We start from the raw sequence: 24,502 nt of genomic DNA, 5'->3' as shown, positions 1-24,502 counted from the left end.
GCATCTACTCCGCAGCCTGAACCCGATTGGCCTGGATGACCGCCCGGATCTCGGACCGGCAGGAGCCGCAATTTGTGCCGGCCTTCAGGGCGCCGCCTATGGCTTCGACTGTCGTGCACCCGGCTGCCACTGCCGCCGCGATCTGGTTGACCCCGACGCTGAAACAGGAGCAGACGGTCGCGCCCGCATCGGGCCGATCGGCGCCGGCGCGACCGGCGACGATCCTGAAGCGTTCGCGCTGGCTGGTGTGAACCTCCTGGAGTTGCTGTGCCGCCCAACCCCGCGAAACCGCCACCGGTCCCGACGCGATAAACAAAGCCCCGGCGAGGTGCTGGTCGTCGAAGGCAGCAATACGATGCTGGCCGGTATCGCGGTCGTGATAGGCGAGCGTATCGGCTACGGGAACATCGAAAAGCGAACCAGCAAAACCAGCCCAGTCGATGTCGTCGTCAGCAAAGGCAAGCTCCACCCGCCAGCCGCCCTTGCATGTGGCCACGGCCCAGTAATCTGCTGCGACCGCCATCGGCTTGCGGCGCACCACGGCGAAGCCGAAGGCTCTCGCGGCGAACTTCTCGATGCGGGCGCCGACATGTTTCAGCGCAGGCTGACCGGAAACCGGATCGGTCAGAGGCGCGGTCAGCGTGTCGAGCCGGCCTTTTGCCGAAAACTGGTCAGTCCAGTGCATCGGCGCAAACACGCTGCCCTGGCGCTGGCGTGCCGTCACCAGCGCGCGCACCAGCACATCGCCGCGCGGGCTGGAGACGCGCACGATGTCGGCGTCGCCAATGCCGTGATGCGTGGCATCCGCCGGGTGGATCTCGACGAAGGGCTCGGCCATGTGCTGGGAGAGACGTGGGCTTTTCCCAGTGCGGGTCATCGTGTGCCAATGGTCGCGAACACGGCCGGTGTTGAGGATCAGCGGATAGTCCGGGCTGGTGCGTGTCTCGACGATGGGACGAATGGCGATGAAGCGGGCCTTGCGGTCGGGATTGTAGAAATTGCCGTTGGCGAAGAAGCGGGTGTTGGAAGGGTCAAGTCCCGCTTGAACACCCCCCTCTGTCCTGCCGGACATCTCCCCCGCAAGGGGGGAGATTGGCAGCTTTGACGCCGGCATATCTTCTGCATCGTTGGTAATTGGCGAAGGCCGAGGCGACGGCTGATCTCCCCCCTTGCGGGGGAGATGGCCGGCAGGCCAGAGGGGGATGGCTGGGCTCGGCGCCGGCCATTGGAAAGGCTCAAGCGCTGCATAGGCCTCCTTATCAACACCAGCATAACCACCAATATCGAAATCCCGTGCGCCGTCATTCTCGAACCCCGACAGCGCGGCGTGTTCGGCGAAGATTTCCGCTGGCGACGAATAGGAAAACGCCTCGTCAAACCCCATCCGCTTGCCCACCTCGGCGACGATCAACCAATCCGGCCGCGCCTCACCAGGCACCGCAAGAAAGCTGCGCTGGCGCGAGATGCGGCGCTCTGAATTGGTCACGGTGCCGTCCTTCTCGCCCCATGCGGCGGCGGGCAGCCGCACATGGGCGTGGCGCATGGTGTCCGTGCTCGCCAGCACATCCGAAACCACGACGAACGGGCAAGCCTTGATCGCCCCCTCGACCGCATCGGCATCCGGCATCGAGTCGACCGGGTTGGTGGCCATGATCCACAATGCCTTGATGCGGCCGGCGGCCACCGCCTGAAACATCTCGACCGCCTTCAGACCGGGCTTTGGGGCGACGGCCGGCGCATTCCAGAAACGCTGCACGCGGTCGCGGTGCTCGGGGTTTTCGATCTCCATATGGGCGGCCAGCATATTGGCCATGCCGCCGACCTCGCGGCCGCCCATGGCGTTGGGCTGGCCGGTCACTGAAAACGGTCCTGCCCCGGGTTTGCCGATGCGGCCGGTGGCGAGATGGCAGTTGATGATGGCGTTGACCTTGTCAGTGCCCGAAGACGACTGGTTCACGCCTTGGCTGTAGACCGTGACGGTTTTCGCAGTCGCGGCGAACAGGTTGTAGAAGCGGGTGAGCTCGTCCTCGCTCAGGCCGGTGGCGGCGGCGATGCCGGCAAGGTCGAGCGCCGATGCGGCGAAGAGAGCTTGGCCGAAGCCGGTCGTGTGTGCGGTCACATAGCCACGGTCGAGTGCGTTGTGCCGGCCGAGCCAGGCGAGCAGGCCGGTGAACAAAGCAACGTCGCCATCCGGCGCGATCGCCAGGTGAATGTCGGCGATATCAGCGGTCATGGTGCGGCGCGGGTCGACCAGCACGACCTTCATCTCCGGTCGTTTTTCCCGGGCCGCCGCGATGCGCTGGAAGAGCACGGGATGGCACCAGGCAAGATTGGAGCCGACCAGCACGATCAGGTCGGCGAGCTCGAGATCCTCGTAGGTGCCGGGCACGGTGTCGGAGCCGAAGGCGCGGCGGTGGCCGGCAACCGAGGAGGCCATGCATAGCCGCGAATTGGTGTCGATGTTGGCCGAGCCGATGAAGCCCTTCATCAGCTTGTTGGCGACATAGTAGTCTTCGGTCAGCAACTGGCCGGAGACATAGAAGGCGACGGAGTCAGGACCGTGCTCGGCGATGGTTTGCGAAAAGGTCGAAGCGACGCGGTCGAGCGCCTCGTCCCAGCCGGCACGGCGACCGTGGATTTCGGGGTAGAGCAGCCTGCCGTCGAGGTCGATGGTTTCGGCCAGGGCCGAGCCCTTGGAGCAGAGCCGGCCGAAGTTCGCTGGATGGTCGGGGTCGCCGCGGACGCTGACTTCACCGTCCGCGGCGACTTTCGCCAGCACGCCGCAACCCACCCCGCAATAGGGGCAGGTGGTCCTCACCTCGCGCGCTTCGCCCAGTTCCATGCTTCAGGCCGCGCGGCTGGCCAGCGCTTTCAGCGCAATGAACAGGAGCTCGCCTTCGATCCGCACAGGAATGGTGCGCACGGCGCCCTCGTCGGCGCCGAGCGCCTTGCCCGTCTCCAGCGAGATGACCCAATTGTGCAAGGGACAGGTGACGGCGGTGCCGTGGACGATGCCTTGGCTCAGCGGCCCACCTCTGTGCGGGCAATGATCGTCGATGGCGTAGACCTGATCGTCCTGCGTGCGGAAGACGGCGATCTTACCCTCGGGTGTGTCGACGCAGCGCGCGCCACGCCGCGGGATGTCGGAGAGTGAGCCGATCGATATCCAGTCCATTTTGATCACTCCGCAGCCTGCGCAAACCCGACAGAAGCCATTGGCCGGAACTCGTGCTTGTCCTTGCCGGAGACGCGTTCCGACCACGGGTCGACCTGGGCGAATTTCTGGCTGAAGACGAAGCGTTCGTAATAGGCCTTGCGCTTGGCGCCGTCGTCCATGATCTGGCGCTTGATCTCGGGGATGCCGATGCGCTTGGCCCATTTGTAGATGCGCTCGAGATAGCGGCCCTGCTCGCGGTACATCTGCGTCAGCGCCACGATATGCTCCAGCGCCTCGTCCTCGGTCTTGACCAGGCCAAGCACTTCGGTGCCCTTGATGTCGAGCCCGGCGGCGCCGGCGAAATGGATCTCGTAGCCACTGTCGACACAGATCACGCCGACATCCTTGCAGGTCGCCTCGGCGCAGTTGCGCGGACAGCCCGATACCGCCATCTTAACCTTGGCCGGGGTCCACGAGCCCCACATGAATTTCTCGATGCGAATGCCGAGGCCGGTCGAATCCTGCGTGCCGAAGCGGCACCAGTCGGAGCCGACACAGGTCTTCACCGTGCGCAGGCCCTTGGCGTAAGCATGGCCTGAGACGAAGCCGGCCTGGCCGAGATCGGCCCACACCGCCGGCAGATCCTCCTTGCGGATGCCCAGCATGTCGATGCGCTGGCCGCCGGTGACCTTGACCATCGGTATCTCGAACTTGTCGACGACGTCGGCGATGGCGCGCAGTTCGGCGGCGTTGGTGACGCCGCCCCACATGCGCGGCACCACCGAATAGGTGCCGTCCTTCTGGATGTTGGCGTGGACGCGTTCGTTGATGAAGCGCGACTGATAGTCGTCGGCGTAATCGTTCGGCCAGTCGCAGACGAGGTAGTAGTTGAGCGCCGGCCGACATTTTGCGCAGCCGCAGGAGGTCGTCCATTCCAGCTCCTGCATGACGGCGGGAATGGTCTTCAGGCTCTTGGCGATGATCAGCCGGCGCACCTCGTCATGGCCGAGCGTTGTGCAGCCGCACATCGGTTGCACGGCGGCCGGGTTGTATTTGTCGCCGATGGTCAGCACCATCAGCTTCTCGACCAGCCCGGTGCACGAACCGCAGGAAGCCGATGCCTTGGTGTGGGCGCGCACGTCGTCGAGCGAAGCCAGGCCCTTGGCCGTGATCGCGCCGGTGATCTTGCCCTTGCAAACGCCGTTGCAGCCGCAGATTTCCGCATCATCCGGCAAGGCTGCAACGGCCGCCATAGGGTCCAGCGGGGCACCCCCCTGGTAGGACTGGCCGAAGATGAGCGTGTCGCGCATCTCCGATATGTCGGTCTGCTTCTTCTTGAGATCGTTGAACCAGGCCCCATCCGCCGTCTCGCCATAAAGCACGGTGCCGATGATGCGGTCGTCCTTGAGCACAAGGCGCTTGTAGACGCCGGCGGCGGCATCGCGCAGCACGATCTCCTGGCGGTCCTCGCCTTCGGCGAAGTCGCCAAGCGAGAACAGGTCGATGCCGGTGACCTTGAGCTTGGTCGGCGTGTCCATGTGGACGAAGGCCGCTGCCTCGTTGCCGGCCAACTGGTTCGCGGCAACGCGCGCCATCTCATAGAGCGGCGCGACCAGCCCGTAGACCTGGCCGTTGACCTCGGCGCATTCGCCGAGCGCGTAGATGTCGGGGTCGTTGCTGCGCATGCCGGCATCGACGACGATACCACGATTGACGGCTATGCCGGCCTCCCTGGCCAGCGCCGCATTCGGCCGGATGCCGACCGCCATCACCACCAGCGTTGCCGGGATAATAGTGCCGTCGGCAAGCTCCACCTGCCCGACCTTGCCGTTGCCGGTGATCGCCTGGGTGTTGGCCTTGGTGATGACCTTGATGCCGCGCTGTTCCACCGCGCGCTGCAGGAGATAGCCGGCGGCTGGATCGAGCTGACGCTCCATCAATGTCGGCATGACATGCAGCACGGTGACGTCCATGCCTTGGGCGTTCAAACCTGCTGCCGCCTCCAGCCCGAGCAGGCCGCCGCCGATGACCACGGCCTTGGCGCGCGACTGGGCGGCAAGCATCATGGCCTGAACATCGTCGAGGTCGCGATAGGTCAGCACCCCCGGCAGATCATGGCCGGGCACCGGAATGATAAAGGGCACCGATCCGGTGGCGATGACGAGCTTGTCGTAAGGCTCGGTGACGCCGTGATCGGAGGTGACTGTCTTGGCCGCCCGGTCGATGGCGACGATCTTGTGACCTTTGTAGAGGGTGATGTTATTGGCGATGTACCAGCCGTCGCCGTGGATGATGATTTCCTCATAGGCCTTTTCGCCGGAGAGAACCGGCGACAGCATGATGCGGTCGTAGTTCACCCGCGGCTCGGCGTTGAAAATGGTCACGGTGTAGCGGCCCGGCGCCTGTTCGAGCAGATGCTCCAGCATGCGCCCGGGGGCCATGCCGTTGCCGATGATGACGAGTTTTTCGGTCATGGCGTTACTCCGCGGCTTCGACGAAGCGGTGGCGTTCATAGAGGAACTTCAGCACCGCTTCGCGGCAGCGCAGGAAGGTGCGGTCGGAAGAGAGTTCGACGCGTCGACGCGGCCGCAGCAGCGGCACCGCAAGCACCTCGCCGATTGTCGCCGCCGGACCGTTGGTCATCATGACGATGCGGTCGGACAACAGCACCGCCTCGTCGACATCGTGGGTGATCATGATCGTCGTCGAGCCGAGCCTGGAATGGATGTCCATAACCGCATCCTGCAGATGGGCGCGCGTCAGCGCGTCGAGTGCCCCGAACGGCTCGTCGAGCAACAGGATCTTCGGCTCCATGGCAAGCGCCCGGGCAATGCCGACGCGCTGCTTCATGCCGCCCGATATTTCGGCCGGCCGCTTGTCCTTGGCATGGGCCATCTGCACGAGATCGAGATTGCGCATGATCCAGTCATGTCGCTCGGTCCTGCTCTTGGAACGGCCAAAGACTTTCGACACCGCCAGGCTGATGTTTTCGTAGACGGTGAGCCATGGCAGCAGGCTGTGGTTCTGGAACACCACGGCGCGCTCGGGTCCGGGGCTGTCGACCTCCTTGTTTTCAAGCAGCACGGCGCCGGCGGAAACCTTGGTCAGCCCGGCGATCAGATTGAGCAAGGTCGACTTGCCACAGCCGGAATGGCCGATGATGGAGACGAATTCGCCCTTGTCGATGGTCAGCCTGATGTCCTTGAGCACCTCGCTGACCTGACTGCCGCGGGCAAAGGATTTGTCGATATGGTCGAGCTTCAGATAGGCCGTCATCGCCCTCTCCTCACTTTGCCGTTGTGCCGCGGGTGACGAAAGCGCCGACCGCAGCGACCAGGCGGTCGAGGCAGAAGCCGGTGACGCCGATATAGGCGAGCGCGACGATGATGTCGGGCAGCCGCGACGAGTTCCAGGCGTCCCAGATGAAGAAGCCGATGCCGACGCCGCCGGTCAGCATTTCGGCGGCGACGATGGCGAGCCAGGACAGGCCGATGCCGATTCTGAGGCCGGTGAAGATGTAAGGTGCAGCTGCCGGAACCATGATCTTGACGAAAAATTCGAACTGGTTGAGCCGCAGGATGCGCGAGACGTTGCGGTAGTCTTCCGGAATGTTTCGCACGCCGACGGCGGTGTTGATGATGATCGGCCAGATCGAGGTGATGAAGATAACGAACAGCGCCGACGGGCTGGAATCGCGGAAAGCAGCCAGCGACAGCGGCAACCAGGCCAGCGGCGGCACGGTGCGCAGTATCTGGAACACTGGATCGAGGCCACGCATGGCCCAGATCGACTGGCCGACCAGGGCGCCGAGCGCGACGCCGACGATCGCCGCCAGGCCGAAGCCGATGGCGACGCGCTGCAGAGAGATCAGCACCCGCCACGCAAGGCCGATATCCTGCGGGCCGTTGTTGAAGAACGGATGCGCGATCAGGTCATAGGCCTCGTTCCACACCTGGCTGGGCGGCGGCAGGCTGGCGGTCGGCGACGAGCAGGCGATCTGCCACACGACCAGCATGAAGGCGATAACGATGACCGGCGGCACCAGGGCGGTGGCCAGCCTGCCGGCGATCGCGATCGGGTCGAAGCGGCGCCGCGCCCTGGCGGTGAAAGCGATGACCGCGGCAGGCTTCGCGGGGAACGCCTTCACCGTGGTTTCCTCAATGGCTTGGATGGACATGTCTGACAATAACTCCGGGGTCGATGCGGTCGACAACGGCGAAGCGCCGTTGCGCTGGGGCGACAAACGGCGGAACGCGCCGTTTGCGCTGGTCAAGCCGATGCCTTGATCTTCAGGCTGTCGAGATAGGCCGACGGGTTGGCCGGGTCGAAAATCTTGCCGTCGAAGAAGGTCTCGACGCCGCGCGACGACGAGGCCGGAATATCGGCTGCGGCAACGCCGAGATCCTTCGCCGCCTCGCGCCAGATATCCTCGCGATTGACCTGATCGACCAGCGTCTTGATGTCGGTGGTCGGCGCGAATTTTCCCCAACGGATGTTTTCGGCGAGGAACCAGCTGTCGTGGCTCTTGTAGGGATAGGAGACGCCACCCTTCCAGAATTTCATGTAGAGGTCAGTGCCGGTGGCCACGCGGCCATTGCCGTAGTTGATGTCGCCCTTGAGGCGGCCGATAATGTCGGCGACAGGCACGTTCATCCATTGCCGCTTGCCGATGATGGCGGCCATCTCGTCCTTGTTCTCCGTGGCCTCACACCATTGCTGGGCCTCCATGACGGCCATCACGATCGCCTTGGTGGCGTTCGGGTATTTGTCGATGAATTCGGCGCGGAGGCCGAGCGCCTTTTCGGGATGACCCTTCCACAGTTCGCCGGTGGTGGCGGCGGTGAAACCAACGCCCTGGTGGACGAGCTGTTCGTTCCACGGTTCGCCAACGCAGAACACGTCCATGTTGCCGACTTTCATGTTGGCGACCATCTGCGGCGGCGGCACGACGATGGTCGAGACGTCCTTGTCGGGATCGATGCCGCCGGCGGCCAGCCAATAGCGCAGCCACAAATCATGCGTGCCGCCCGGGAACGTCATGGCGGCCTTGATTTCCTTGCCGGCCGCCTTCTTGGCGGCGAAGGCGTCCTTCAGCTTGGAGGCGTCGAGGCCGACACCGGTGCCGGCGTATTCCTGCGCAACCGAAATGCCCTGGCAGTCGTAGTTGAGCCGCGCCACGATAGCCATCGGCATCGGCTGGTTGTTCTGCGTCACCTTGCCGGTGTGCATGAGATAGGGCAGCGGCGTCAGGATGTGAGCGCCGTCGATGCCGTTGGCTTCGCCGCCGAGCATCAGATTGTCGCGCGTCGCGCCCCAGGAGGCCTGCTTGAGCACCTCGACATCGGGCATGCCGAACTTGGCGAACAGCCCCTTCTCCTTGGCGATCATCAGCGGCGCCGCGTCGGTCAGCGCGATGAAGCCGAGCTTGGCGCCGGTGACCTCCGGAGCGGTCGTGGCGGCATAGGCGCCCGAGGGGAAGAGCTTGCGGGCCGCCACGAACAGGCCGGCCGTCATGGCGCTGCTGACAAGAAAATCGCGGCGCGTCACATCCTTGAGCGATGTTCCCGTCCCGATCCATTTCCCTATTTTTTCTTTCATCGTGATCTCCGGTTGAACGCGAGGGCTTCGTCGAGTGGCCAAAACAAAAAAGCCGCCGTCCAGGCCTCGCGCGTCCGTACATCCGGGATCGCGTCGTTGACCTGAGCGGCAGCTTTGCCTGTGGCGCCCGCCATTGGACGCCTGTTCCGTGACCCGCGAAGGGCCTGGCTAATTCAAAGCAGGAACCGTGCCAGTTCTGAGTGAAACGAAAAACCTAAATGAAATCAACATTACGCGCCAGACGCCGGCACGCGAGGCGACATCGCCAGCAGGTCAAAGATTGTTCATTACAGCAATCGCACGCACATTTTTTGTGCAATGCACAAGAATGGCGCGAGAATGATCAGGCTTTCGCGCGAGCCGCTTTCTGGCGCGCTATATAGCCGTCGATCTCGTCGGGGTCGAAGGTCTGACCGTCGAAGAAGCCGTCCGGCCCAAGCACCAGGCCTGCCCCGGTCGCACCGACAGCCGTGGCGACCTTAAGCGCGCCCTCGACCTTCGCATTGGCGCCGGGAAGTGCAACGCCAAGCGGCTTTAGCGCCGAGCGGTAGAGGTCGGGACGGTAGCAGTCACGGGCGATAGCAAGGTTTTCCGGCGTGTGCTCGACATGCCCCCAGCGCACCATCTGCGTATAGAACCACAGCGCATGGCTCTTCCACGGAAAGTTCGCCGCCTTGTCGAAGGGCAGGAAGAAGTCGTCGACATCCAGTTCGGCGCCGCCGCCCAGTTCAAGATGGCCGGTCAGGATCGGCATCTGGACAGCTGGTGGTAGGCCCAGGAAGCCAGCTTGAGCCATCACACCAGCCAGTTCGGCGTGGTTGCCCCGATCCTGGCACCAGCGCGCCGAATGATGCAGCGCGCGCAGCAATGCTGCCAGCGCGACCGGGTTCTCCTGCGACCAGGCCTTGCACACGCCGATCACCTTCTCCGGACTGTTGCGCCACAGCAGCGCCTTGACGGTGACGATATGGCCGGTGCCGGCGGCGACCGAGGCGCTGTTCCAGGGCTCGCCCACGCAGTAGCCGTCGATCCGCCCGGCGACCAGCGCATCGGCCATGAAGGGCGGTGGCACGATGACGATCTCGATCTCGCGCTCCGGATCGATGCCGCACCCGGCAAGCCAGTAGCGCAGTTCGTAATTATGCCCCGAATGCGGGTGCACCACGGCAAAGCGCAGCGGATCGCCGCCAGCCCCGGCGCGGTCGCGAATGAAGGCACCGAGGGCTGCGCCAGCGCGCGCGGGCTCAAGATCGGGTATGGCGCCGTGTGCCGCCATGCCTTCCCAGACGGCGTTGGAGATGGTGATGCAATTGCCGCCAAGCCCGAGCGAAAACGGCACGATGGTCTCGGAAGCAAGCGGCGTCAGCCCGAGATTGCAGGCGAGCGGCATCGGCCCCAGCATGTGCGCCAGGTGGAAATGGCCGATGGCGATGCGGTCGCGGATGTTGGCCCATGAGGTCTCGCGGTGCAGTGTGAGATCGATGCCCTCGCGTGCGGCAAATCCAAGCTCACCCGCCGCAACCAGCACGGCACTGTCGAAGAGCGGCATGAAGCCGGCGGTGATCTGGTGCTCGGCGCTCATGCTCATTCGTCCTCCGACGGCCCGAGCAGCCCGGCGGCAGTCACCAGGCTCTGGGCAATGTCGCCGATCTTGCGGTTCTGGTTCATCGCCGTCTTGCGCAGCAGCGTGTAGGCGGCCTCTTCGGTCAGGCCGCGCGACCTCATCAGGATGCCCTTGGCACGGTCGATCACCTTGCGGCTCTCAAGCTCCCCTCGAACCTCTTCCAGTTCGCGCGCCATGCGCGAGAAAGCGTTGAAGCGGCTGACCGCCATGTCCAGGATCGGCTTGACGCGCTCTTGCCTGAGGCCGTCGACGACATAGGCCGAAACGCCGGCATCGACCGCCGCTTCGATCGATGCCTGGTCCGATCGGTCGACGAACATGGCGATCGGCCGCTTCACCGCACGCGACAGCTGGAACATGTTTTCCAGCATGTCGCGGTTCGGGTTTTCCAGGTCGATGACGATGACGTCCGGCTCGATCTCGGCGATGCGCCGCGCAATGCCGGTCACGTCGTGGATGACGGTGACCCGCTCATGGCCGGCCTCGCGCAAACCTGCCTCGATGATCGCGGCGCGGATACGGTTTTCGTCGATGACCAGGACGGCGAGTGAGCTGCGGACCATGCGTGCATTGTGGGCAAGGTCGCAAAATTGTGCAATGCGGCATGGTCACAGGCTCCCGCCGCGGAGCAACCGACGACCGACAACGACCCGGTCTAGGTGGTCGGGACAAGGAATGCAGCGCAACGCTGGCACTGGTGACGACAGCCTTGCCGGTCGCCTGGTGCCCTACCCAACGGTCTAGGTGCGATGAGACTTGCACCGCAACATCGGCTTGTTAAAGGTGGGGGCAACGACGGACATAGCTGTCCTTGCTCGCCGATCTGACCGGAAGGTTACCGCACGATGCTGCTCATGAAACGACGATTGGGGGCCAGGGAGCCGGCGCGCCCAGCACGGCGTCCCGGGAACCTGACGGCGATGTTCGTCCTGATAGCCGGGCCACTCGTCCTTGGCATCGCCCTCCTGTTGGCTGGTCCGGCACAGGCCCAGGCACCGGCCGCCGTCACGCCCGACAAGGTCAAACAGCTGTTCGAGCTTCTCGACGATCCGTCGGTGAAGGCCTGGGTGGCCGAGCAACGAAATCAGGGCGCAGGATCGACGGAAGCGCCTGCCGAGACTAGCGCTCCGCCGGCCGACGCCGTGGCCGCACCGGGCCAGATGAATACTATGGCATCCTCGACGCTCGATCGGATCAAGCATCACATCGAAAAGATCGTGCGAACCTTGCCTTCGCTGCCGGACCAGTTCGCGCGCGTCCGGGCCAATACCATGGACGATATGTCCAGCAAGGGCCCCGTCAGCATATTGGTGCTGATTGCGATCTTTATCGCTGCCGGCCTGGCGCTCACCTGGGCAATATACAAGCTCACCCGTCCATTTCGTCTTTGGATCATCGCGCAACCCAGAGATACGCCCATCGGGCGGGCCAAGAAGATCGGCGGCCGCACGCTTTATTCCAGCATGATGATCGGCTCGTTCGCGCTGGGCAGCGCCGGTGCGTTCATGCTGTTCGACTGGCCAGCGCTCATCCGCGAGATTGTGCTGACATTTCTGATGGCTGCGGTCTTTACGTGGGCTGTGCGCCTATACGTGATGGCCACGCTCGTCCCTTCTTTCATGGAGGTCGAGCACGCCATCGAGGTTCGTGCCCTGCCGATCACCAACGGAGCTGCTGACCATTGGGCTTATTGGCTGCCCCGGATCGTCGGCGTTTTCGCCTTCTTCGCCGCCGCGTTTGTCCTCTTGCCGGGTCTCGGCATAGACCAGGACGGAATGATGGTCCTGTCCGTCGGCGCCGATTTCATCCTGCTGTTGCTCTTCCTGCTGGCCATTTGGCGTCGGCCAAGAACGCAGCGAGACGGCGCGCGCCACAGCGGTCACACGGCAGTGACATGGTTGTTGACGGCTTATTTCGTCGTTCTGTTCCTCGAACGCATTGCCGGCCTCTACACATTCTTCTGGTTTACCTTCACCGCATTCTTCCTGCCTTTGGCAATTGTGCTGACAGAGCGCGGGGTTAATTTCGTCCTGCGGCCCGGTTCGGAAGATGCCGGCCGGCCGACGATCCCGGCGGTGACGATCGCTGTCATCGATCGCGGTATCCGGATGATTTTCATCCTCGCGGCGGCTTACCTTCTCGCACGCGTACTGGGCCTGGACATGCAATCCATGCGCGGCAGCGATACGACCACCATGCTCATATTGCGCGGCTTGATCAACGTCGTGGTCATTGCCCTTGCTGCCGATTTCGGCTGGTCGATCATCAAAGCCTTGATCGAACGAAAGCTGGGCGTCGCGATACCGCAAGCGGTGGTGAGCGAAGAAGACATCCTCACCCTCGATCCGCATCAGGCGCGGCTGCACACGCTGTTGCCGATCATCCAGAACATTCTGCTAGCAGTGATCATCGTGATGGCGGTGCTGATGATGCTCGCTTCGATCGGCATCCAGATCGGCCCGCTGATCGCCGGCGCCGGCGTCGTCGGCGTCGCCGTGGGTTTTGGCGCGCAAACCATCGTCAAGGACGTGATTTCTGGCGTGTTTTATCTGCTCGACGATGCTTTCCGTGTCGGCGAATACATTTCATCGGGCAGCTACAGGGGTACGGTGGAGAGCTTTTCGCTGCGCTCGGTGAAGCTGCGCCACCATCGTGGTCCGCTGTTCACGATACCTTTCGGTGAACTCGGCGCCGTGCAGAACCAGAGCCGTGACTGGGTCACCGACAAATTCAACATCACCGTTGGCTATGACACCGATATCGACTTTGCTCGCAAACTGATCAAGCGAATTGGCCTGGAACTGGCGGAAGATCCGGAGTTCAAACACTGGGTGATCGAACCGATCAAGATGCAGGGGGTGCAGGAGTTCGGCGAGTACGGCATCGTCTTGAGGGTCAAGGTCACGACCAGACCTGGAGGCGCCTTCAGCATGAAAGGCAGGTTCTTTTTGCGCCTCCGCCAGGCCTTCAAGGAGCAGGGCATCGAGCTCCCATTCCCGACCGTCCACGTCCAGGGGCTGCAAGACCCGCATGGGACAGAGAATGCGCGTTTGGAGGTCACACCTGAATTACGAATGGCCGTCGCCCAGTCGCACACCAATCGGCGCAGAAAAAAAGCCGGCACAACGGAGTAGGACGCTGTGATACCCGCCGGTCGCAACACGGCTTTCCGCGCAAAGCCTGGACCCGCGACACCACGCTAGTCGAGCTGCCGATAGCGACGACCTGATCGCCGCCAACCAGCACCAGCGTGGCGTTCTGAGGCCAAGCTTGACGAAAAGAGCAGATATGCTGGCCTTTCCGCGAGGCTCAGAGCGCAATCCAGGCGGTCTTGAGGTCGACAAATTTCTCCAGCGCATGCAGCGACTTGTCACGGCCGAAACCGGACTGTTTGACGCCGCCAAGCGGCACGGTGATATCGGCTCCGCCATAGGTGTTGACGTGGACGACACCGGCGTTGATGGCGCGCACCATGCGATGGGCCGTGGAAAGATTGGCGGTCCACACCGCCGAGGCAAGTCCGTAGACAGTGGAGTTGGCCAGATGCACCGCCTCCTCCTCGGTCTCGAAGCGCATCACGCCGAGCACCGGTCCGAACACCTCCTCGCGCGCCAACTGCATCTCTTGCGTCACGTTCTCGAAGATCGTCGGCGCCATGTAGCTGCCGCCGGTCTCGGTCAGTATCCGTTCGCCACCGGCGACGAGACGGGCGCCTTCGGCTTGCGCCATGGCGACGAAGCCGAGATTCTTGTCCAGCTGTTCGGCGCTCGATACCGCACCGATATCGCTGGCGAGATCGAGCGGGTCGCCGACCTTGAGCCGCGTGGTTGCCGAGACAAGTTCGTCCATGAAAAGATCATAGACCGACGACTGGACGAGCAGACGCGAGCCCGCCACGCAGACCTGGCCTGAATTGCGAAAGATGCCGTTAGCCGAGACGACCGCCGCCTGCTTCAGGTCCGGAGCGTCGGCAAAGACGATGTTGGGCGACTTGCCGCCAAGCTCGAGGAAGACCCGCTTCAAATTGGAACGGGCGGAGTATTCGAGCAGCCGCCGGCCGACCGGCCCCGATCCGGTAAAGGCGATGGCGTCGACATCCATATGGAGGCCAAGCGCTTCGCCGGCGACAGCACCATGACCGGTAACGACGTTGAACACGCCTTCGGGAAGTCCAGCCTCGCTTGCGAGTTCGGCCAGCCGCAGCAAGGTCAGCGAGGCGATCTCCGGCGGCTTGACGACGACGCTGTTGCCGGTGGCCAGTGCGGGCGCAATCTTCCAGGCACCGATCATCAGCGGGAAGTTCCACGGCACGATGACGCCGACGACACCGAGTGGCTCCCTGTGGATCAGCCCGAGCACATTGTCGGCCGTCGGCGCGATCTCGCCATAGACCTTGTCGATCGCCTCGGCGTAGTAGCGGATGGTGCCGGCCGCCGACAGCGGCTCGGCCTTGTAGGCCATGCCGATCTCGGTGCCGTTGTCGCGCACGCCAAGCACGGCCAGCTGATCGACATGTTTTTCGATCAGCTCGGCAAATTTCGTCAGCACCTTCTTGCGAAAGGCAGGGGCGGCGCGCGACCATGAACCCTTCTCGAATGCTTTTCGCGCCGATCGGACCGCGCGATCGATGTCAGCGGCATTGCCGTCAGCGATGCTGGCAAAAGGGCGGCCGTCGATCGGCGAAATCACCGCCAGCGTCGCGCCGCTCGTCGCTACGGCCTGTACGCCGTCGATAAACAAGCCCCGCTCGCCGATCTCCGTCTTGCGCAGCGCGTCGATGGCATTCTGGCTGATCATTGGTGGCGGACTCCCAGGGAAACATACAACGTGGTTGGCGCTCGGAATTCCCAGCCGCGAAACACCGGCACCTTGCCTGGCACCAAGCTGAGATCGGGGAAGCGCAGGAGCAGCAGCCTTAATGCAAGGCACATCTGCTCGCGCGCGAAAAACCGGCCCGAACAGAAATGATGACCAAAGCCGAAGGCGGCATGATTGCCTTCCCTGCGGTTGATGTCGAAGCGGTCTGGATCGGCAAAGCGGCTCTCGTCGCGGCTTGCCGAGGAGACAAGTGCAGCGACCGCGGCGCCGACAGGGATCGTTACGCCGCCAAGCTCGACCGCCCGCGTCGTCTGCCGCGTCTGGGTGCCGATCGGCGCCACCCAGCGCAAGCCTTCATCGACAGCCCTGGGCACAAAGGTCTCGGGATCGGCGAGCACCTGCCGCAATTGTTCGGGATGCGCAAGCAGGCCGGCGAGGATCGAACCGGCACCATGTCCGGGCTCCTGCATGCCGCCAAGCAGGATGACCTTGATGCTTGGCATCAAGAAATCGATCGGCCGCGTCGTGCCTTCCGGCATGCCGTCATGCAGCATATGCGACAGCGCCGAGTCGTCGGGTGCGCGCGCCAGTCTATCCAGAGTCGGCCGGATGGCTGCGCCGACCTCGGCGCTGATCGCGTCGGCGATCTCTTGCCGCTTCGGGTCGTTCTCGAAATTGATGGCGCCCTGCGCAAGGCCATAGAACCAGCGGCGCAGCGTCGGCATGTCGATGTCGGCAAGGCCAAGCGAGCGCGCCAGGCTGAGCGTCGACACCGGCTCGAAATAATCCGCCATCAGCTCGGCGGAGCCTTGTTCGGCGATCCGGTCGAGAAAAGGTTCGGCAATCGACCGTACGAGATCGCCGGCATAGGCGGCGACGGTGCGCGGCCGGTATTTCGGATCGACGCCTTGGCGCAGCTGTCTATGCGTTTCGCCGTCGGTGGTCAGGATGGTCGGCTTGCCGAACGAGCGTTCGACCGGAGACGTACCGACGACGGCGGAGAAGATGTCGGGTGACTTTGCGACGGTCTCGACGTCCTTCCAGCGGGTGACGAACCAGAGATTGACCGCCGGCACGAAAGCGACAGGCGCACTGCGCCGCAGTTCCGCATAGATCGGATACGGATCGGCTTCCAGCGCCTCAACGGTGATGCTCTCGGCAAAGCTCAACGCCGTTACTCCCTTTGCGATGGAAAGGGGCGGCGCCGAACGCGCTACCCCCTTGTCCTTTGTCCTAGTCCTTCAGCGGCACGCCGAGATTTTCGAAGGCAACCGGATCCCGGCTCTTCAACGCACCGGCAAGCAGCAGGCCGACCACCGCGGCAATCAGCACCAGCCCCGGCAGCAACACGCCAAGGAAGCCACCGGCCCCGGACAGGCCACCGAAATTAATGACGATCAGGTAGATGATGACGACGAAAGCGATGAAGGCCAGCCCAGGCAGGATGGTGGTCTTCAGCGCATTCTCCTGCGTCGACGGGTTGGCGCGGAAGTACATCACCACGGCGAGCGAGGCCACCGCCATCATGACGATGACTCCCAGCGTCGCGACATTGGTCAGCCAGGAAAACAGCGCCAGAACCGGATCGAGGCCGAGCACCGCGAACAGTCCGATGACGATCGCTGCCAACACGCTCTGGATGACGGAAGCGACATGCGGGCTCTGGTGCACTGAATGCGTCACGCCGATCGCTTCAGGCAACAGCTTCTCGCGGCCCGAGACGTAGATGTAGCGGGCAACCGCGTTGTGGAACGCCAGCACGCCGGCAAACAGGCTCGACACGAACAGGATGCCCATGGCGTGCGACAGCATGGTTCCGGCGTAGCGGTCGGACAGGCCGAACAGGAAAGTCGTCGGATCCTGAAGCGCCTGCAGTGCGGGCAACAATTTGTCGACGCCGGCGCCGACCGCCATCAGCCAGGCCGTGACCATGTAGAAGACGCCGATCAGCAGCACGGAGAAATAGGTGGCGCGCGGAATGGTCACCTTGGGGTCGCGGGCTTCCTCGGCGTAGATCGTCGTCGCCTCGAAACCGATGAAGGCGGCGAAACAGAACAGGATGGCGATGGCGGGCGAGCCGCTGACGATCTGGCTCCAGCTGAACGGCGCCGCCGAGAGACCACTGTCGCCACCGGTCTTGAGGATGGCGAGGTCTAGCACCAGCACAACGATGTATTCGCACAGCACCAGCACCGTCAGGATCTTGGCCGACAGGTCGACCTGGCGGTAGCCCAACACCGCGACGATGGCGACGGCGATGAAGCTCCACACCCACCAGGGCAGGTCGATGCCCCAGCCGGCGAACAGGCCGGCGGTCGCGGCCCCCAGCAGGCCCATGACCCCGATCTGCATGGCGTTGTAGGACAGGATCGCGATGATTGCGGTTGCGCCGCCGGCAAAACCGCCGAGCCCGCGCGCGGCATAGGCATAGAAGGCGCCGGCATTGCCGACATGGCGCGACATGGCGACGTAGCCGACCGCAAACAGCAGCAGCAACACGGTCACGATAAGATAGGTTCCGGCAAAGCCCGCCCCATTGCCCATAAGCATGCCGAGCGGCGTGCCGCCGGCGACCGCGGTGAGCGGCGCCGCCGCCGAAATCACCATGAAGGTGATAGCGCCGACGCCAAGACTGTTCTTGCGCAGCCTGTTGGCGGGCGCCTGTTCCGAAACTGCTGACATTTGTCCCTCCAGTTTTACGAACCCGTGGGTTCGCGGCCGCTCGGCCTGCTCCCTGAATGCCATCGGTTCATTATTTGAACCCTTATTTTGAATATAGACTTGCAAAGAATGCGGATGCCTGTCAAGTTAATTCACACATTAAGTTTCTATCCGAGCGGGAGGCTGGATGGGTACGGTCGGCAAGGCGATTTCACTTCTGGAGCTGTTCACGGCGGACGAGCCTGAGCTCGGACTTTCCGATCTCGCGCGGCGGTGCGCCTTGGACAAGGCGACGACGCGGCGGCTGCTGACGGCGCTGGGCGGCCATGGCTTCGTCGAGCAGGATGCCGGCACGCGGCACTATCGCCTCGGCGCCGGCCTGTCGCGGCTGGCGCGTATCCGCGAAGCCTGCTTCCCGTTCCTGCCAACGGCAATTCCCGTGGCGCAGGATTTGGCGGGTTCGACAACCGAGACGGTGCATCTGTCGGAATTCGGCGTCGACAGGCTGATCACCGTCCATGTCGAGCATTCAAGCTGGGCAAACCGGGTGAACATCGATGTCGGCCAGCTTCTGCCGCTGCATTCCACCGCCTCCGGCATCGCCTATCTCGCCTTCGCCGACAACGCGACCGTGAAAGCATGCCTGACAGGTTCGCTTGAGGCCTTCACCGATCATACCCTCGTCGAGCCGGCCGCCATTTCAAAGTCGATCGGCGAGGCGCGCGACCCGGCTATTCGATCTGCGACCAGGGCCATGAGGACGGCGTGATCGGCGTCGCGGCTGCAATCCGCGCCGCCGATGGTCTTGCGCTGGGGACAATTGCGGTGGCAGCCCCGAAGGCCAGGACGACACCGGCTACGATCGTGGAACGAGGGCTTGCGGTTGTGACCGCAGCACGGGAGATTTCGATGCGCCTCAATGGCGAAAACCTGCAAACCCTGAGGAGGCAGGCCTGATGTCTGCAGATATGGCGACGCCCCGCATCCTGGTCATCGGCACGGGCGATACCAAGACCGACGAACTGCTGTTCATGAAAGCGTGTATCGAGGCATCCAGTGGCCGCGCCGTGATGATGGATGTCAGCGTGCTGGGCGACCCCGCCTATAGTCCCGATCACGACAAGCATGCCGTTGCGCGGGCCGCTGGCGTGACGATGGCCGAAATCGTCTCGAGCGGCGATGAAAACACCGCCATGACATTGATGGCCGTCGGCGCCGTTCAGCTGGTGCGCCAGCTTCACCAGCGCGGCGAGATCGACGCCTTCATCGCCATCGGTGGTTCGATGGGAACCGATTTGGCGCTCGATGTCGCGCTGTGCCTGCCGCTCGGCGTGCCGAAATTCGTCGTCTCGACCATCGCCTACTCGCACCTCATTCCGCCCGAGCGTGTCGCGCCCGACCTGATGATGATCCTGTGGGCAGGCGGGCTCTACGGCCTCAACACCATCTGCAAGCTGGTCCTTTCCCAGGCCTGCGGCGCGGTCGTCGGTGCGGCGAGGATCGTGCTTGCATCCCGTGCTTCGGCCCCGGCGGTCGGACCGACCATCGGCATGACTTCGCTGGGCAGCAGTTGCCTGCGCTATATGAAGACGCTGAAGCCGGCGTTGGAGCAGCGCGGCTATGACGTCGCAGTCTTTCACACCACCGGGATGGGGGGCCGGGCCTTCGAATCGATCGCCAGTCAGGACCATTTCTGCGCGGTGTTCGACTTCAGCCTGCAGGAGATCACCAATCATCTTGCCGGTTCGGTCGTCAGCTCCGGCGCCGACCGGCTCGAGAATGCCGGCGCCCGCGGCATTCCGCAGATCGCAGCCCCTGGCGCCGTGGACATGGTCGACTTGCCGACCTGGCAGGCGCTGCCGACAAAGTTCGCGCAGCGGCCATTCCATGCTCATAACAGGTTGATCGCCTCGATCACCGTCGATGCCGACGACCGCCGTGAAGTCGCCAGGACCATCGCCGCCAAGATCGGCGCGTCGAAGGGGCGCTCCGCTTTCATCCTGCCCTCCGGCGGCATCCAGGAATGGGATGCGCAGGGCGAGCCGCTGTACGAACCCGAAGCCCTCGCGGCGTTCACCGATGAGATGCGCAAGGCCATTCCCGCCGGCGTCGAGTTCCACGAGATCGACGCCCACATCAACAGTGACGAGTTCGTCGGCAAGGCGCTCGAAATCTTCGACCGCTGGGTCGAGGAAGGCATCATCCCGCGCGGCATGCCGGCCAAGGGAGTGGCTGCGTGAGCGCTGTTCCTGCCCAGGCGCTCGTCCTCGATTTCGGCGGCGTCGTCACCCGGACCCTTTTCGAGACCCATGCCTTGACCGAACAGGCGCTCGGCCTCGCGCCGGGAACGCTGCAATGGCACGGGCCGTTCGACCCGGATTCAGATTCGCTGTGGCGCTCCATGCAGGCCGACGAGATCAGCGAGCGCGATTATTGGCGCACCCGCACCAGCGAAGTCGGCCGGCTCGTCGGCGAGGACTGGGAGGCAATGGAGACATTCGTCCAGCGCGCACGCGGAGCCGAGCCGGAAAAGATCGTGCGGCCCGAAGCCGTCCGCGCCATCCGGACCGTGCATGCGGCGGGATTTCGCCTGGCGATCCTGTCCAACGAGCTAGATCTGTTCTATGGCGCCGGCTTCCGTCAGCGGCTGCCGCTGCTCGAGCTGTTCGACACCATCGTCGACGCCACCTATACCCGCATCCTCAAGCCCGATCCGCGCGCCTATGCCTTGGTGACCGAGGCGCTTGGCCTGCCTGCCCGCGCCTGTGTGTTCGTTGACGACCAGCAGCGCAATGTCGATGGCGGCCGTGCCGCCGGCATGCGCACCGTTCATTTCGACGTCGCGCGGCCGGCACTTTCCTATGCCGAGGCCCTCGGCCATTTCGACCTCATCTCCTGAGACATTTGCGGAGCCTTGCGATGCGCGACATCAATTTCCTCACCGAGAAAAACGCCAAGCCGATCTGGCATCCGATGGCACACCCGGCCGAGATGCGGGCCAACCCGCCAAAGGTGATCATGAAAGGCGAAGGCGTGATGGTCACCGACATCGACGGCAACACCGTGCTCGATGCGGTTGGCGGACTGTGGAACGTCAATCTCGGCTACTCCTGCGACCCGATCAAGAAGGCCATCGCCGACCAGCTCAGCGCCCTGCCCTACTATTCCGGGTTTCGCGGCACGTCGACCGGCCCGTCGATCGAGCTCGCTTACGAACTCAGCGAATGGTTCGAACCGGAAGGCATGGTGCGGACCTTCTTCACCTCGGGCGGCTCGGATTCGGTCGAAACCGCACTGCGGCTCGCCCGCCAATACTGGAAGATCCGCGGCCAGGGCGACCGGACAAAATTCCTCGCGCTGAAGAAGGGCTATCACGGCACCCATTTCGGTGGCGCGTCAGTCAACGGCAACGCCAATTTCCGCCGCAACTATGAGCCGCTTATGCCCGGCGTCTTCCACATTCCCGCACCCTGGACCTTCCGCAATCCGTTCGATGAGACCGATCCGGCGCGGCTGGCCAAACTGTGCGCCAAAGCGCTGGAGGATGAGATCGCCTTCCAGGGCGGCGACACCATTGCCGCCTTCATCATGGAGCCGGTTCTCGGCGCCGGCGGCGTCATCGTTCCGCATGACAGCTTCATGCCGCTGGTCCGCGAGATATGCGACCGCCACGAAATCCTGCTGATCGCCGACGAGGTGGTCACGGGCTTCGGTCGCACCGGCGCCTGGTCGGGTTCGCGGCTATCCGGCGTGAAGCCGGATTTCATGACCATCGCCAAGGCGATCACCTCGGGCTATTTCCCGCTCGGCGCCACCTTGATCGGCGCCAAGGTCGCCGACGTCTTCGAGGCCGACAAGACCAGCTTCGGGGCGATCGGTCATGGCTATACCTATTCCGGCCATCCTGTCGGCTGCGCGGCAGGGCTGGCTGCACTTGCCGAGACCAAGCGGCTTCGCCTGGACGAGAACGCAGCCGCGCGCGGCATCGAGCTCGCGGCGACGCTGGAGGGGCTAAAAGCCAAGCACGCGATCGTCGGCGACATCAGGTACAAGGGCCTGATGGCTGCGCTAGAGCTGGTCTCCGATCGCACGACGAAAAAGCCGGTGGACAAGAAGACCATGGCCGTGGTTTCGGAAGCCACTTATGACGCCGGCGTCATGCTGCGCGTGTCCGGCAACAACATCATCCTGTCGCCGCCGCTGATCATCGGCGCCGCCGACGTGGCAAAGATCGGCGAGGCCATCGATGCAGGTCTGTCGAGGGCCTGATAGACCCGCTGACGCAATGGAGTTTGGTACGCAATGACCCAATCTGAGAAGAACCCGAGCGAGGAAGCGCTCGTCAAGCGGCGTGCCCGCCTGCTCGGCGCGAAATCGCAATTGTTCTACGACGAGCCCGTGCACCTGGTGCGCGGCGAAGGCGTCTGGCTCTACGATGCCGACGGCCGCAAATATCTCGATGCCTACAACAACGTCGCCCATGTCGGCCATTGCCACCCGCATGTGGTCGAGGCCTTGTGCCGTCAGGCAAGCCTGCTCAACACCCACACACGCTATCTGCACACCGCAATTCTCGACTATGTCGAGCGGCTGACGGCGACCTTCGATGCAAGCCTCGCCACCGCAATCCTGACCTGCACCGGCAGCGAGGCCAACGACATCGCGCTGCGCATGGCGCAGGCCGCCTCCGGCAATATGGGCATCATCGCCACCGACGCCACCTATCATGGCAACACGACGGCGGTTTCGCAGCTGAGCACGCGCATGCCTCCGATCCGCGGCCGCGCCCCCCATGTCAGGCTGGTGCCGGCCCCCGACAGCTATCGCCATCCCGATGCGATGGCCAATGGCAAGGCCTTTGGCGACGCCGTGCGCCAAGCGATCGCCTCGCTGGCACAGGATGGCATTGGCCTGTCTGGCATCATCTTGTGTCCGCTGCTCGCCAATGAAGGTTTCCCGGCTCTGCCCACCGGATTTTTCGACGACGCCTTGGGGGCCGTGCGCGAAGCCGGTGGTCTGGTCATCGCCGACGAAGTGCAGCCCGGCTTCGGCCGCACCGGCAGCCATTTCTGGGGCCATCAGCGCGCCGGCTTCGTCCCCGACATCGTCACCATGGGCAAGCCGATGGGCAATGGCCATCCGATCGCGGCCGTGGTCACCACCAAGGAGATACTGGCGACCTTCCGCGACGCTTTCCGCTACTTCAACACCTTTGGCGGCAACCCGGTCTCCTGCGCGGTCGCCAATGCCGTCCTCGACGTCATCGAACAGGAAACCCTTGTCGCCAACGCGCAAGACGTCGGCGCCTATGCGCTCGGCCTGCTGCGCCCGCTGGCCGATCGGCATGAGTGCATCGGCGAGGTCAGGGGGGCCGGACTGTTCTTCGGCGCCGAGCTGGTCCACGACCGCGACACGCGCGAACCGGCGCCCGACATTGCCGAGCAGGTCGCCAATCGCATGCGCCATCGCGGCGTGCTGATGGGCAAGACCGGCATCCACGGCAATGTGCTCAAGATCCGCCCGCCCATGCCGTTCTCGCGCGACAATGCCGACTTCCTGATCGGCCTGCTGGACGAGGTGCTGGGCGAAGTCGGCGGAGTGCCGGCGTGAATTCTGTTTCCACCCAATCCGAGCCCGAAACGGCAGCCGATGTCACGGAGCTCGCCAGGCGTGCGCTCGAACATTGGGGCGTCCGCAACTCTGAGCCGGAACTTCTGAAGCACCGCGAGAACGCCGTCTTCCGCGTGCGGCTGCCGGATGGCCAGCCGGCAGCCATGCGCATCCACCGGCTCGGCTACCACACGGACGCCGCGCTGCGTTCGGAACTGCAATGGATGGGCTTCCTGCAATCCGCCGGCGTCGCCACGCCGTCTTGCGTCGCAACACAGGCCGGCGATCCGTTCGTGCTTGTCAGCACGGCCACCTCGGCGCAGCCCCGGCAGGCCGATTGCCTGAGCTGGCTGGAGGGCCGCGCCGTGGGCGCACGCGGCGTGCCACTGGTCTACACGGCCGACCAGTCGATCCAGATCTTCACGGCGATCGGGCGGACCATCGCCCATATGCACAATGTCACTGCCTCGTGGACGCCGCCCGCGGGCTTCGCCCGCCATGCCTGGGACTTCGACGGCTTCTTCGGTGCGAACCCGGTCTGGGGCCGGTTCGAGACCTCGCCCTTTCTCGATGGTCCTCGCCGCGCGCTGGTCTTGCAGGCGCGCGAGAAGGCAGTGAAGGCGCTGTCGGAACATGAGCGCAGCGCGCGCAATTTCGGCATCATCCACGCCGATCTGGTGCGCGAAAATGTGCTCATTCATGATGGTGCGGTGCGCATCATCGACTTCGATGATTGCGGCCATGGCTGGCACATGTACGACCTTGCCGTCGCCCTCTACCAGAACCGCGAGGAGGCGATCTACCCGCTGATCGAGGCAGCGCTGCTCGACGGCTATCAGCAAGAGCGTGCGCTGACCGCGCAGGACATCGCCGCATTGCCTCTATTCGCCGGCTTGCGTGCCTTCGCGTTTCTTGGCTGGGTGCAAAGCCGCGTCGAAGGCGACATCACCAGGGATGTCGGCTTGCGCATGTCGACCATCGCAGCCGATGTGGTGATTGACTACTTGCGCGGCGAACAGCCCAACTGACGAGCC

Annotated in this window: 19 protein-coding genes; 8 read left to right on the top strand and 11 right to left on the bottom strand. The window is 63.9% G+C overall.

Translation table 11 applies throughout. The annotated features are described in order from the left end of the window. Positions 1 to 4: 4 nt before the first annotated feature. The 8 genes from ACYG9Z_RS19880 to ACYG9Z_RS19845 all read right to left on the bottom strand — a co-directional run bounded on the left by ACYG9Z_RS19880 (position 5) and on the right by ACYG9Z_RS19845 (position 10,942). Positions 5 to 2,842 (bottom strand): nitrate reductase, encoded by a 2,838-nt coding sequence (locus ACYG9Z_RS19880; protein WP_023751806.1) that lies wholly within the window; start codon positions 2,840 to 2,842, stop codon positions 5 to 7. Between the two features lie 3 nt (positions 2,843 to 2,845). Then, positions 2,846 to 3,175, bottom strand: coding sequence for a nitrite reductase small subunit NirD (gene nirD / locus ACYG9Z_RS19875; protein WP_023686954.1), 330 nt, complete (start codon positions 3,173 to 3,175; stop codon positions 2,846 to 2,848). Positions 3,176 to 3,180: 5 nt separating this feature from the next. After that, positions 3,181 to 5,631 carry a nitrite reductase large subunit NirB gene (nirB, locus tag ACYG9Z_RS19870; RefSeq protein WP_023751805.1) on the bottom strand — a complete coding sequence of 817 codons (2,451 nt, stop codon included), beginning with the start codon at positions 5,629 to 5,631 and terminating at the stop codon, positions 3,181 to 3,183. Positions 5,632 to 5,635: 4 nt separating this feature from the next. Next, positions 5,636 to 6,433: an ABC transporter ATP-binding protein gene (locus ACYG9Z_RS19865; RefSeq protein WP_023751804.1), complete on the bottom strand. Its 798-nt coding sequence runs from the start codon at positions 6,431 to 6,433 to the stop codon at positions 5,636 to 5,638. A 10-nt stretch (positions 6,434 to 6,443) separates the two neighbouring features. Beyond that, positions 6,444 to 7,334 (bottom strand): nitrate ABC transporter permease, encoded by an 891-nt coding sequence (gene ntrB / locus ACYG9Z_RS19860; RefSeq protein ID WP_023747991.1) that lies wholly within the window; start codon positions 7,332 to 7,334, stop codon positions 6,444 to 6,446. Positions 7,335 to 7,426: 92 nt separating this feature from the next. Continuing rightward, positions 7,427 to 8,755 carry a CmpA/NrtA family ABC transporter substrate-binding protein gene (locus tag ACYG9Z_RS19855; protein WP_023704740.1) on the bottom strand — a complete coding sequence of 443 codons (1,329 nt, stop codon included), beginning with the start codon at positions 8,753 to 8,755 and terminating at the stop codon, positions 7,427 to 7,429. Between the two features lie 343 nt (positions 8,756 to 9,098). After that, positions 9,099 to 10,337 carry a CmpA/NrtA family ABC transporter substrate-binding protein gene (locus tag ACYG9Z_RS19850; RefSeq protein WP_031244061.1) on the bottom strand — a complete coding sequence of 413 codons (1,239 nt, stop codon included), beginning with the start codon at positions 10,335 to 10,337 and terminating at the stop codon, positions 9,099 to 9,101. Positions 10,338 to 10,339: 2 nt separating this feature from the next. Beyond that, on the bottom strand, positions 10,340 to 10,942 hold the full coding sequence (locus ACYG9Z_RS19845; protein WP_023751802.1) for an ANTAR domain-containing response regulator: 603 nt from the start codon (positions 10,940 to 10,942) through the stop codon (positions 10,340 to 10,342). Positions 10,943 to 11,224: 282 nt separating this feature from the next. Between ACYG9Z_RS19845 and ACYG9Z_RS19840 the strand changes: the two genes are divergently transcribed. Further along, positions 11,225 to 13,513 (top strand): mechanosensitive ion channel family protein, encoded by a 2,289-nt coding sequence (locus tag ACYG9Z_RS19840; RefSeq protein ID WP_245259883.1) that lies wholly within the window; start codon positions 11,225 to 11,227, stop codon positions 13,511 to 13,513. A 175-nt stretch (positions 13,514 to 13,688) separates the two neighbouring features. Here the strand turns inward: ACYG9Z_RS19840 and ACYG9Z_RS19835 are convergent, their stop codons facing one another. The 3 genes from ACYG9Z_RS19835 to ACYG9Z_RS19825 all read right to left on the bottom strand — a co-directional run bounded on the left by ACYG9Z_RS19835 (position 13,689) and on the right by ACYG9Z_RS19825 (position 17,879). Continuing rightward, positions 13,689 to 15,176, bottom strand: coding sequence for an aldehyde dehydrogenase (locus ACYG9Z_RS19835; RefSeq protein WP_023751800.1), 1,488 nt, complete (start codon positions 15,174 to 15,176; stop codon positions 13,689 to 13,691). Next, positions 15,173 to 16,366: a cytochrome P450 gene (locus tag ACYG9Z_RS19830; protein ID WP_023751799.1), complete on the bottom strand. Its 1,194-nt coding sequence runs from the start codon at positions 16,364 to 16,366 to the stop codon at positions 15,173 to 15,175. Before ACYG9Z_RS19830 ends, ACYG9Z_RS19835 begins: the two co-directional genes overlap by 4 nt. 64 nt (positions 16,367 to 16,430) lie before the next feature. After that, positions 16,431 to 17,879 (bottom strand): APC family permease, encoded by a 1,449-nt coding sequence (locus ACYG9Z_RS19825; RefSeq protein ID WP_023751798.1) that lies wholly within the window; start codon positions 17,877 to 17,879, stop codon positions 16,431 to 16,433. Between the two features lie 166 nt (positions 17,880 to 18,045). Here ACYG9Z_RS19825 and ACYG9Z_RS19820 point away from each other — a divergent pair, with 166 nt between their 5' ends. The 7 genes from ACYG9Z_RS19820 to ACYG9Z_RS19790 are packed head-to-tail and all read left to right on the top strand — an operon-like array spanning position 18,046 to position 24,496. After that, positions 18,046 to 18,627: an IclR family transcriptional regulator gene (locus ACYG9Z_RS19820; RefSeq protein WP_460222840.1), complete on the top strand. Its 582-nt coding sequence runs from the start codon at positions 18,046 to 18,048 to the stop codon at positions 18,625 to 18,627. Beyond that, complete coding sequence (locus ACYG9Z_RS19815; protein WP_460222839.1) at positions 18,624 to 18,815, top strand: hypothetical protein; 192 nt, start codon at positions 18,624 to 18,626, stop codon at positions 18,813 to 18,815. Before ACYG9Z_RS19820 ends, ACYG9Z_RS19815 begins: the two co-directional genes overlap by 4 nt. Beyond that, positions 18,815 to 20,098 (top strand): Tm-1-like ATP-binding domain-containing protein, encoded by a 1,284-nt coding sequence (locus ACYG9Z_RS19810; protein WP_023751797.1) that lies wholly within the window; start codon positions 18,815 to 18,817, stop codon positions 20,096 to 20,098. The genes ACYG9Z_RS19815 and ACYG9Z_RS19810 overlap by 1 nt, the downstream gene beginning before the upstream one ends. Next, positions 20,095 to 20,757 carry an HAD family hydrolase gene (locus ACYG9Z_RS19805; protein ID WP_023751796.1) on the top strand — a complete coding sequence of 221 codons (663 nt, stop codon included), beginning with the start codon at positions 20,095 to 20,097 and terminating at the stop codon, positions 20,755 to 20,757. The genes ACYG9Z_RS19810 and ACYG9Z_RS19805 overlap by 4 nt, the downstream gene beginning before the upstream one ends. A gap of 20 nt (positions 20,758 to 20,777) precedes the next feature. Continuing rightward, positions 20,778 to 22,127, top strand: coding sequence for an aminotransferase class III-fold pyridoxal phosphate-dependent enzyme (locus tag ACYG9Z_RS19800; protein WP_023708115.1), 1,350 nt, complete (start codon positions 20,778 to 20,780; stop codon positions 22,125 to 22,127). A gap of 33 nt (positions 22,128 to 22,160) precedes the next feature. After that, positions 22,161 to 23,468 (top strand): aminotransferase class III-fold pyridoxal phosphate-dependent enzyme, encoded by a 1,308-nt coding sequence (locus ACYG9Z_RS19795; RefSeq protein ID WP_023751795.1) that lies wholly within the window; start codon positions 22,161 to 22,163, stop codon positions 23,466 to 23,468. Beyond that, positions 23,465 to 24,496, top strand: coding sequence for a phosphotransferase enzyme family protein (locus ACYG9Z_RS19790; protein WP_023751794.1), 1,032 nt, complete (start codon positions 23,465 to 23,467; stop codon positions 24,494 to 24,496). Before ACYG9Z_RS19795 ends, ACYG9Z_RS19790 begins: the two co-directional genes overlap by 4 nt. Positions 24,497 to 24,502 lie beyond the last annotated feature (6 nt).

Source organism: Mesorhizobium sp. RSR380A (assembly GCF_054719385.1).
Note: the sequence above shows the minus strand (reverse complement) of the source record. Positions and strands in the feature narration are given on the sequence as shown.